The organism is Pseudomonas protegens (genome assembly GCF_003732485.1).
Classification (GTDB): Bacteria; Pseudomonadota; Gammaproteobacteria; order Pseudomonadales; family Pseudomonadaceae; genus Aquipseudomonas; species Aquipseudomonas protegens_B.
Map to the genome: position 1 here is coordinate 55,124 of NZ_MOAK01000061.1, position 8,925 is coordinate 64,048.

12 protein-coding genes are annotated in these 8,925 nt (G+C 60.2%); all 12 read left to right on the plus strand.

The genetic code is table 11. The features are described from left to right. Positions 1-497, plus strand: a 497-nt coding sequence (locus BLX41_RS35515) for an electron transfer flavoprotein subunit alpha/FixB family protein (protein WP_259744958.1), incomplete at its 5' end; no start/stop codon positions are given. A gap of 81 nt (positions 498-578) precedes the next feature. Continuing rightward, complete coding sequence (locus BLX41_RS16505; RefSeq protein ID WP_123725758.1) at positions 579-1,403, plus strand: substrate-binding periplasmic protein; 825 nt, start codon at positions 579-581, stop codon at positions 1,401-1,403. Between the two features lie 9 nt (positions 1,404-1,412). Further along, positions 1,413-1,769 carry a DUF4398 domain-containing protein gene (locus tag BLX41_RS16510; RefSeq protein WP_123725759.1) on the plus strand — a complete coding sequence of 119 codons (357 nt, stop codon included), beginning with the start codon at positions 1,413-1,415 and terminating at the stop codon, positions 1,767-1,769. Next, positions 1,766-2,578, plus strand: coding sequence for an OmpA family protein (locus BLX41_RS16515; RefSeq protein WP_123725760.1), 813 nt, complete (start codon positions 1,766-1,768; stop codon positions 2,576-2,578). Before BLX41_RS16510 ends, BLX41_RS16515 begins: the two co-directional genes overlap by 4 nt. A gap of 205 nt (positions 2,579-2,783) precedes the next feature. Then, on the plus strand, positions 2,784-4,223 hold the full coding sequence (locus tag BLX41_RS16520; RefSeq protein WP_011060145.1) for an aminotransferase-like domain-containing protein: 1,440 nt from the start codon (positions 2,784-2,786) through the stop codon (positions 4,221-4,223). Positions 4,224-4,299: 76 nt separating this feature from the next. After that, complete coding sequence (locus tag BLX41_RS16525; protein ID WP_123725761.1) at positions 4,300-4,809, plus strand: translation initiation factor 2; 510 nt, start codon at positions 4,300-4,302, stop codon at positions 4,807-4,809. Between the two features lie 169 nt (positions 4,810-4,978). After that, positions 4,979-5,233, plus strand: a complete 255-nt coding sequence (locus BLX41_RS16530; protein ID WP_123725762.1) for a YkgJ family cysteine cluster protein — start codon at positions 4,979-4,981, stop codon at positions 5,231-5,233. Between the two features lie 38 nt (positions 5,234-5,271). After that, entirely contained in the window at positions 5,272-5,880 is a 609-nt protein-coding gene (locus BLX41_RS16535) for an START domain-containing protein (RefSeq protein ID WP_123725763.1), read from the plus strand. Positions 5,881-6,024: 144 nt separating this feature from the next. Beyond that, the gene (locus tag BLX41_RS16540; RefSeq protein WP_123725764.1) at positions 6,025-6,261 is read left to right on the plus strand and encodes a hypothetical protein; all 237 of its coding nucleotides are present in this window, start codon (positions 6,025-6,027) and stop codon (positions 6,259-6,261) included. A 211-nt stretch (positions 6,262-6,472) separates the two neighbouring features. Next, entirely contained in the window at positions 6,473-6,814 is a 342-nt protein-coding gene (locus tag BLX41_RS16545; protein ID WP_102878950.1) for a ribonuclease E inhibitor RraB, read from the plus strand. 448 nt (positions 6,815-7,262) lie between these two features. Then, positions 7,263-8,690, plus strand: a complete 1,428-nt coding sequence (locus BLX41_RS16550) for a circularly permuted type 2 ATP-grasp protein (protein WP_123725765.1) — start codon at positions 7,263-7,265, stop codon at positions 8,688-8,690. Beyond that, a partial coding sequence (locus tag BLX41_RS35520) for an alpha-E domain-containing protein (RefSeq protein ID WP_259744959.1) occupies positions 8,684-8,925 on the plus strand: 242 nt, incomplete at its 3' end. The genes BLX41_RS16550 and BLX41_RS35520, both read left to right, overlap by 7 nt.

The window sequence follows — 8,925 nt, forward strand, 5'->3', positions numbered from 1 at the left end:
TCACCGTACGTGCCACCGGCTTCGACGCCGTTGCCGCTGAAGGTGGTTCGGCTGCAGTCGAAACCGTGGGCGCCGCTCACGATGCCGGCAAGTCGAGCTTCGTTGGCGAAGAGCTGGCCAAGTCCGATCGTCCTGAACTGACCGCTGCCAAGATCGTCGTTTCCGGCGGCCGCGGCATGCAGAACGGCGACAACTTCAAGCACCTGTATGCCCTGGCCGACAAGCTGGGCGCTGCTGTCGGCGCGTCCCGCGCTGCGGTGGACGCAGGTTTTGTACCCAACGACATGCAGGTCGGTCAGACCGGCAAGATCGTTGCGCCACAGCTGTACATCGCCGTCGGTATCTCCGGCGCGATCCAGCACCTGGCGGGCATGAAGGACTCCAAAGTGATCGTCGCGATCAACAAGGACGAAGAAGCGCCAATCTTCCAGGTAGCCGACTACGGCCTGGTAGCGGACTTGTTCGAAGCCGTACCTGAGTTGGAGAAGCTGGTCTAATCCGGCGTCTTCACTTATAAAGAGCCCGGCCTTTTGGCCGGGTTTTTTTATGAGTGTTTTTTGTCGGGGGAGAATTTCGCCATGGATCTGCACCGCATGAGTGGCTGGTCAGCGCTGTTGGGCCTGGCGTTGTTGCCATCGCTGTCGATGGCTGCGGGCAAGTGCGAACGCCTGGTGGTCACCGGCAGCCCGGATGCACCACCGTACCTGTGGCGCGATCCGCAGAACCCCAAGCACCTGATCGGGGCCAGCGCCGACCTGTTGCAGCAGGTGGCGGGAGAGCTGGGGCTCAAGGTCGAGTTGCTGTATGCCGGTAAACGCTCCGAGGCCCTGGATGAAGTGCGCAGCGGGCGCATGGATCTGCTGGTCGACGCACCCCTGACCTTGAACGAACTGGAGTCCCTGGACTACATCCATCCGGCCCTGGTGCAGAACGACTATCTGGTATGGACCCGCAAGGACTTCACCCTGAGCTACACCCAGCCGTTGGATCTTGCCGGCCATCCCGGCGCAGTATCGGAAAAGGCCCGGTTGACCCAGCCCTTTCAGGCCATGGCCAAGGATCATCTGCAACTCAAGCGTTTGCCGAACCTGACCCAGGTCTTCCAGGCCTTGCTTCTGGGGGAAGTGGACTACGTTCTGGCGCCGCGTTACGCGGGCATGGCCATGGCCCAGTCCTTGGGGATGGCGGTGGACCTGGCGTCCTTTCCCCAGCCGGTCGACAAACCGGGGCTGTTCCTCGCCTTGTCCCACAACTCCGCCTGCAATGATCCATGGTTGCGCGGACAGCTGGCAAAAAAGATGACAGAATTGCCCGCGTCCGGTCTGACGGAGGCCTTGCTGCAGCGCAATCTGGAGCGCTGGAAGGCCCAGTTGCAGCAACCCGTCAGCAGCCCCAAACCGTAGGAATCACGTGTGACTATTCGACCACTTTTCGCTGCCCTGGCCCTGCTGGCCATGGCGGGTTGTGCAACCGATCCGGCGCCCAACGAGCAGATGCGCCTCACTGCCCAGGCCCTGGAACAAGCCAAGGCCGTGGGGGCTTCGGCCGAGGACATGCCTGAGTTGAAACTGGCCGAAGACAAGTTCGCCCGGGCCCAGGGCAATATGCAGGACGAGTCGTACAAGAAGGCGCGGATGCGCGCCGAGCAGGCCGAGTTGGACGCGCGTCTGGCGGAGGCCAAGGTCCTGACCCAGAAAAGCCAGGAGCAGGTAAATGTGCTCAATACCCGCATCACGCGCCTGCGCAAGCAACTGGGAGATGCCCAATGAGCCTCTCTATCCGTATCTTCGGCGGCGCCGTGTTGTTGGCCTGTGCCGGTCTCTATGGCTGTGCCGGCCAGCACAGTGAGGAAGCCTTGCAGCAAGCCGGCAACGACTTCCAGAAGGTCAAGGAAGACTCCAATGTGCTGCGTATCGCGCCCAAGGACGTGATACGCGCAGGTGAGTCCCTGGCTCGCGCCGATCGCCTGTCGACCTACTGGGGCAGCGGTGGCGACGTGGAGCACTATGCCTACCTGAGCCGTCGTTACAGCGAAATCGCCCGTGAGCACACCGAACAGGCGCTGAATCAGGAGCGTGCGGCCAAGCTCGAGCTGGAGCGCCAACGCCTGCAACTGGCCCTGCGCGAGGCAAAGCTGCTGAGCGTGCAGCAGCAGGGAAAATGGCTCGAAGAGCAGATCATCAGCCTGGCCACCACCCAGACCGATCGTGGTCTGGTGATGACTCTTGGAGACGTGCTGTTCGATACGGGTGAAGCCGAGTTGAAGAGTTCGGCGAACCGCACCGTGCTCAAGGTGGTGCAGTTCCTCCAGCTGAACCCCAAGCGTGTAGTGCGCATCGAGGGCTACACCGATAACACCGGGGAGCGTCAGAGCAACCTGCAACTGTCCCGCGATCGTGCTCAGGCGGTGGCCGATGTGCTGGTGGACCTGGGAATCGACGAGAAGCGTATCCATGTCGAGGGCTATGGCGACGACTACCCAGTGGAGGCCAATGCCTCCGAGCGGGGCCGGGCGCAGAACCGCCGGGTGGAAATCGTCTTCTCCGACGACAAGGGCCAACTCGGCGCAGCTCGCTGAAACACTGATTCCTTGGTCCCCGAAAAACCCGACGCCTGGCAAGCGTCGGGTTTTTTTATATCTGAGGGTGTCGCAAAAACCCGAGAGTTCTACTTTTCACTGCCCTGTGTCCTCGTCTATTGTAGAAACTGTCCCAGTACACTTCTAAACTGTGCCGGTATTGTTTCACACAAGAATAAAACGCCGTGAAATCGAGTGCTGCGCCATGACCAATCTCTTGCTCTACCAACGTATCGCTCAGCAACTGGCTGAGGATATTCGCCGTGGTGTCTACCAGCCGGGGGAGCGCGTACCGTCGGTGCGCAAGATGAGCTCGCAGCTCAATGTCAGCCACGCTACGGTGCTCCAGGCCTACGCCAATCTGGAAGACCAGGGGCTGATTCGTGCGCGCCCCCAATCGGGTTACTACGTGCACCAGACTCCGGCGCTGACCGCGCCGACCCCGGACATTGCCCGGGTCGAACGTCCGGGACTGGTCACTCGCAGCAGCATCATCCAGCAGGTGCTGGTGGAGTCCCGTCGTGAAGGGGTGTTTCCCCTGGGGGCCGCAGTGCCCAGCGTTGACTATCTACCGGTGCGGGCGCTGCATCAGCAATTGGCCAAGGTCACCCGCTTTCACAGTCCACGGGCGTTCAGCTACATGTTCAGTCCGGGATTCGAGCCCTTGCGGCGCCAGGTGGCGATTCGCATGCGCGATGCCGGGGTGGTGGTCGACCCTTCGGAAGTGGTGATTACCCACGGTTGCGTCGATGCTCTGCAGATGTCTTTACGGGTCCTGACTCGGCCGGGTGATCTGATCGCCGCTGAATCGCCGACCTACTATGGGCTGCTGCAACTGGCAGACCTGCTGGGGCTCAAGGTCATCGAGATTCCCAGCGATCCCTCCACGGGCATGAGCCTCGAGGCCCTGCAACTGGCGGCCAACCAGTGGTCGATCAAGGCCCTGGTACTGACTACGCGCCTGAGCAACCCTCTTGGCGGAACCATGCCGGAGGAGCGGCAGAAGCAACTGCTGCGCCTGGCCTCGGACTTCGATATCCAGGTGGTCGAAGACGATATCTATGGCGAACTGATGTTCGAAGTGGGGCGCACCAAGGCCCTCAAGGCCTATGACCGCCTGGACCGGGTGATCTACTGTTCAAGCTTCTCCAAGACCCTGTCACCGGGGGTGCGCATCGGCTGGATGATCGCAGGCAAGTATCAGCAGGAGATCCAGCGCCTGCAGACCTTCAGTACCCATTCTGCATGCAGCGTGACGCAGATGGGGGTTGCGGCGTATCTGGAGAACGGTGGTTATGACCGGCATCTACGCTACATCCGCCAGGAATACCGCAAGAACCTCAGCGCCTTTCAACTGGCGGTGCAGCAGTATTTTCCGGAAGGCACGCAGATTACCCGGCCCAACGGCGGGTTCATCCTCTGGGTCAGCCTGCCGGGGCGGGTCAACACCCAGGAACTGCACGTGCGGGCCTTGCAGCAGGGCATCAGCATCGCTCCGGGGTTGATCTTCAGTAACACCGAGCAGTTCAACCACTGCGTGCGCCTGAATTGCGGGACACCCTGGAACCGTGAGGCCGAGCGAGCCTTGATGACCCTGGGCATGCTCGCCAGTCAGTTGTGCCAAGAGGCGGCCGGCGGATTCTAAACACTGTGGTCCCGTGCTTGTCATGGGGCTTGCAACAAGCGAGCATAGGGCACCTTTTGTCGATCTACCTGCCTTTATGAAAGCCTTTTTTCCTGCGATCTGGTTGAGTGCCTGCCTCTTGGGAGTCGTTGCGGCGCCTGTCCAGGCGGCCTCGACCCCGGACAAACCGGCTGCCAGCGTTACCCATTCAAGCAAGTCCCCCAGCGCCAAGCAGGCTCCGGCGAGCAAGACCAAGCCGCCTGCCAGCGCCAGCAAAGCCAAGCCCAAGAAAAAGGCCAAGCCTGCGCCCAAGAAGGCCCAGGCCAAGTCCAAGTGGGCCTATCAAGATATCAAGACACCGCTGGCCAGCCCCAAGCTCGACTTGAGCCTGCCGCCGGAAATGGTCAAGCACTTGCAGCCTGTGGGAGCGGTGCCGCTACCCAAGCGCGAGCCTTTGCTGCCGCAGATGTTTGGCGAGAAGCCCAAGGAAAGCAGCCCGTTCCAACTCAACGGCCGATTGCTCAGCAACGAAATGCAGTTGCAGCTACGCAACGAGGAGCGTCGGGATATCGAGGGTGCGGCCCTGGATTTCGAGTTCAAGCAATAAATTCTTCAGCCTCTCTGTGACCGAGCTGGCCGACACTTTGTCGGAGACTGATCAGTCACGCACGGTTGTGCGTCAAATCCGTTCTTTGAGTAATTTTAAACGGCTGTTTTAGCGGTTACTCTTGTCCGGCGTCATTCAACACTATGCTTGTCGCGAGGAGCTTTTCGTCATGAACTGCCGTGAAGGTTGTGGCGCTTGCTGCATTGCCCCTTCCATCAGTACGCCGATTCCTGGAATGCCCAATGGCAAGCCGGCGGGAGAACGTTGCCTGCACCTTTCTGTCGAACACCTGTGTGGTCTTTTCGGCATGCCGGAGCGGCCAGCGGTCTGTGGGGCATTTCAGGCAGATCCTGAGGTATGTGGCGAAAGCCGAGAAGATGCCATCCGTTTGATCGGTTGGTGGGAACAAGTGACGGCTGCTTAGTTTCAATGAACGGAACTTCAACAATAAGGAATAAGACAATGGGTTCGCTGCAACGAATTGCTGTGCTCTGTGGTTTAACCGTGCTGCTGTCGGCAACGGCCCACGCCGAAGACTGGCAAACGGCCAAGGAAGAAGACGGCATCAAGATCTCCCTGAGTGAAGTGGCCGGTTCCAAGTACAAGGCTTATCGCGGTGTCACCACCATGAAGACCTCCATCGCCAAGCTTCGCGCGCTGCAGGAAGACGTGGCCGGTGCCTGCTCCTGGATTCACGAGTGCAAGACCCAGAAGCTGCTCAAGCATGAGGGTGATCAAAGCTGGACCTACACCCAGTTCAATACCCCCTGGCCGGTCACTGCCCGTGACTCGGTACTGCACATCACCACCAGCGAGGCCGCCGATGGCAGCCTGACCCGCAAGCTGGAAGGCGTGCCGACCTACATTCCCGAAGAGAAAGGCTTCGTGCGCGTGTCTCAGGTCGAGGGTTACTGGAAGTTTGTACCCAAAGGTGCCGATCAGGTGGAAGTGACCTATCAGGTGCACACCGAGCCGGGTGGCAGCGTGCCGTCCTGGCTGGCCAACAAGTTCGTGGTTGATGCCCCCTTCAACACCTTGAAGGCACTCAAGGCCCGTGCCGAAAAGCCGTAATCGGCTGATTGTCCAAGGGACTCATCAAGGCCGCCTCCGGGCGGTCTTTTTATGGGGTTGCCCCGCCAGCGCTGTGGAACGTTTGCCTCGCACCCAAGGTCGAGATGCTGTAGGCCCACTCATGGGGCTATCGAGGAGGCGTTGATGCAAAAGTGGCAAGTCACTTTCGTGGATGATCATGGCGTCCAGTCCGTCGAGCAGTTCGATTGCGAGCAGCAACCGACGTTGGAGCGCGCCGCACAATTGGTGCGGGCCAGGTTGCTGCCGGTGAGTGCCGAACTGGATCTCAATGATCTGGACGGGCGCACCGATGCACCCACCCTCAAGAGCCTGAAAGAGCAGAACAGCATTCAGATTCTCAGCATTACGCCGATGCAATGAGAGCAGAGAGGGCTCCGACAGCAATTTCTGGCGTCGTCCAGGTGTTGGCGCTAATCTGCAAACGAGATCAGCGAATTCTTCGCTAAGCTCTGATCTTGTCAGCTCCATGCTTGTTTCCTGACGACTCACCCCGGGTCGTGATGCCGGTCACTTTTGGCCGGCGGGTCGGGAAGCACGGAAAGTCTATCCATCAGTTTGAGGAGGACGTTTCATGAGCACAGCCTTTCAAGAAGACCTCAGCAGCAGTGTGTTGCGCCGCATGAAAGAAGGCGGTTTTGACTTTTCACGATTCCATCCCATCGAGTTCTACGCCATTTTTCCGGATGAGGAGCGGGCGCGCAGGGCGGCAGGACAGTTTCGTGGTGAATCCTTGAATGCCCAGGTCAGCGTGCGTGACGACGGCGCCTGGTATCTGGAGTTGAGCAAGGTGATGTACGCCACCCATGGCGGCATCGGGGATTTTGAACAGGACTTCGAGGCAGTGGTCGAACCCCTGGGAGGCATCATTGAAGGTTGGGGGGTGAAACAGGAAATCCGTGGGCGCCTGGTATAGCCCAGGTTGTGTGCATCGAGACTGACAATTGGCTGACCCCCCGGGTCGGCCAATTGTGTTTTCAGGGGCCGCAAAGGCAAAAAAAAAGCCACCTGAGAGGGTGGCTAAAAGGGAAGACCGGTCAGGAGAGGGAACCGGTCGTGAGAGCCCGGACCCGGTTGTCATCGGCGTCATCAAGGTTGCAGCAGCGACTTCATCTGGCTTGGCGAAGTGTTTGCTCGATGGGGCGATTATCTCCGTGCGCCACCCGGCAGTGAAATCAACTCTGACTATGCTGGTGATAGCCAAAACCCACGCCAGGCCATTACGCGCAAGGAGGGGAGGGGGACTGGCTTCTCGCAAAGGGGGGGGCATACACCGGGTTGCTGCAATTACTGGATTTCAAGGCGCTTATGCCAATGACGCGGGGCTTGCCAGGCCCAGATGTCCGGGTGACAGGGAGTGCGGCATGAACTGCAGCGGATTTGATGAGATGCATGGGGTCGATGGTCAGGTTCGTCCACACTACCGAGAGTTTGCCAACTGGCTGGAGCGTACCCCCGACGAGCTTCTGGCCCGGCGGCGTCGTGAGGCCGATCTGCTGTTCCATCGCGCCGGTATCACCTTCACCCTTTACGGCGACGAGCAGGGCACCGAGCGGCTGATTCCCTTCGACACCATTGCACGCATTATTCCGGCCAGTGAATGGCAGATCATCGAGCGCGGCTGCATTCAACGGGTGCGGGCACTGAACCTGTTTCTCGCCGACCTCTATCATCAACAGCGCATTATCCGCGCCGGAATCATTCCCGCCGAGCAAGTCCTGGCCAATGACCAGTACCAATTGGCCATGCAGGACCTGGATCTGCACGGGGGCATTTACTCCCATATCAGCGGCATCGATCTGGTGCGTGATGGCGACGGCAGCTACTACGTGCTGGAGGACAATCTGCGTACCCCCAGCGGTGTCAGCTACATGCTCGAAGACCGCAAGATGATGATGCGCCTGTTCCCTGAGCTGTTCGCCGCCCAGCGCGTCGCTCCCATCGATCATTACCCCAATCTGCTGCTCGATACCCTGAAGAGCTCCAGCCAGATGGATGATCCGAGTGTCGTAGTGCTGACCCCGGGCCGCTTCAATAGCGCTTTCTTCGAACATGCATTCCTGGCCCGGGAAATGGGTGTGGAACTGGTGGAGGGCGCCGACCTGTTTGTTCGCGACGATCGGGTCTTCATGCGCACCACCGATGGCCCCCAGGCGGTGGACGTGATCTACCGGCGCCTGGATGACGCCTTCCTGGATCCCTTGGCATTCAACCCCGACTCGATGCTGGGTGTTCCGGGGTTATTGGCGGCCTATCGCTCAGGCAATGTGGTGCTGGCCAACGCCATCGGCACCGGAGTGGCCGACGATAAATCGGTGTACCCCTTTGTCACCGAGATGATCCGCTTCTATCTGGACGAGGAGCCGATCCTCAAGAACGTGCCCACCTGGCAGTGTCGCAAGCCCGATGAGCTGTCCCACGTGCTGGCGCACCTGCCGGAGTTGGTGGTCAAGGAAACCCAGGGCTCCGGCGGCTACGGCATGCTGGTGGGGCCGAGCGCCAGCGCTGAGGAGATCGAGGCCTTCCGTGCCCGGATCAAGGCCCGTCCGCAGGCCTACATCGCTCAGCCGACTCTGTCCCTGTCCACCTGCCCGACTTTTGTCGAGAACGGTATCGCTCCACGGCATATCGATCTGCGCCCCTTTGTCCTCGCCGGTCGTGAAACCCGTGTGGTGCCCGGGGGTCTTACCCGTGTGGCGCTGCGTGAAGGCTCCCTGGTGGTGAACTCCTCCCAGGGTGGCGGCACCAAGGACACCTGGGTAGTGGAGGATCAAGGAAGCCTGCCATGTTGAGTCGAACCGCTTCGGACCTGTACTGGATGTCGCGCTATCTGGAGCGCGCGGAAAACCTCGCGCGGATGCTCGACGTCAGCTATTCGCTGTCGCTGATGCCCCAGGATGGGCACGGTGACGGTCTGCACGAACTGGCCATGCCGCTGTTGATCACCGGCACCCTGGAGGATTACCGGGCCCGCCATGAGACGCTGCATGCCGAGCGGCTGGTGCAGTTCTTTTCCCTGGATGCCGC

Excerpts from the sequence above, each read along its gene's own strand:
- BLX41_RS16505 (WP_123725758.1), top strand. The coding sequence starts at position 579 with ATGGATCTGCACCGCATGAGTGGCTGGTCAGCGCTGTTGGGCCTGGCG.
- BLX41_RS16515 (WP_123725760.1), top strand. The coding sequence starts at position 1,766 with ATGAGCCTCTCTATCCGTATCTTCGGCGGCGCCGTGTTGTTGGCCTGT.
- BLX41_RS16520 (WP_011060145.1), top strand. The coding sequence starts at position 2,784 with ATGACCAATCTCTTGCTCTACCAACGTATCGCTCAGCAACTGGCTGAG.
- BLX41_RS16525 (WP_123725761.1), top strand. The coding sequence starts at position 4,300 with ATGAAAGCCTTTTTTCCTGCGATCTGGTTGAGTGCCTGCCTCTTGGGA.
- BLX41_RS16530 (WP_123725762.1), top strand. The coding sequence starts at position 4,979 with ATGAACTGCCGTGAAGGTTGTGGCGCTTGCTGCATTGCCCCTTCCATC.
- BLX41_RS16535 (WP_123725763.1), top strand. The coding sequence starts at position 5,272 with ATGGGTTCGCTGCAACGAATTGCTGTGCTCTGTGGTTTAACCGTGCTG.
- BLX41_RS16540 (WP_123725764.1), top strand. The coding sequence starts at position 6,025 with ATGCAAAAGTGGCAAGTCACTTTCGTGGATGATCATGGCGTCCAGTCC.
- BLX41_RS16545 (WP_102878950.1), top strand. The coding sequence starts at position 6,473 with ATGAGCACAGCCTTTCAAGAAGACCTCAGCAGCAGTGTGTTGCGCCGC.
- BLX41_RS16550 (WP_123725765.1), top strand. The coding sequence starts at position 7,263 with ATGAACTGCAGCGGATTTGATGAGATGCATGGGGTCGATGGTCAGGTT.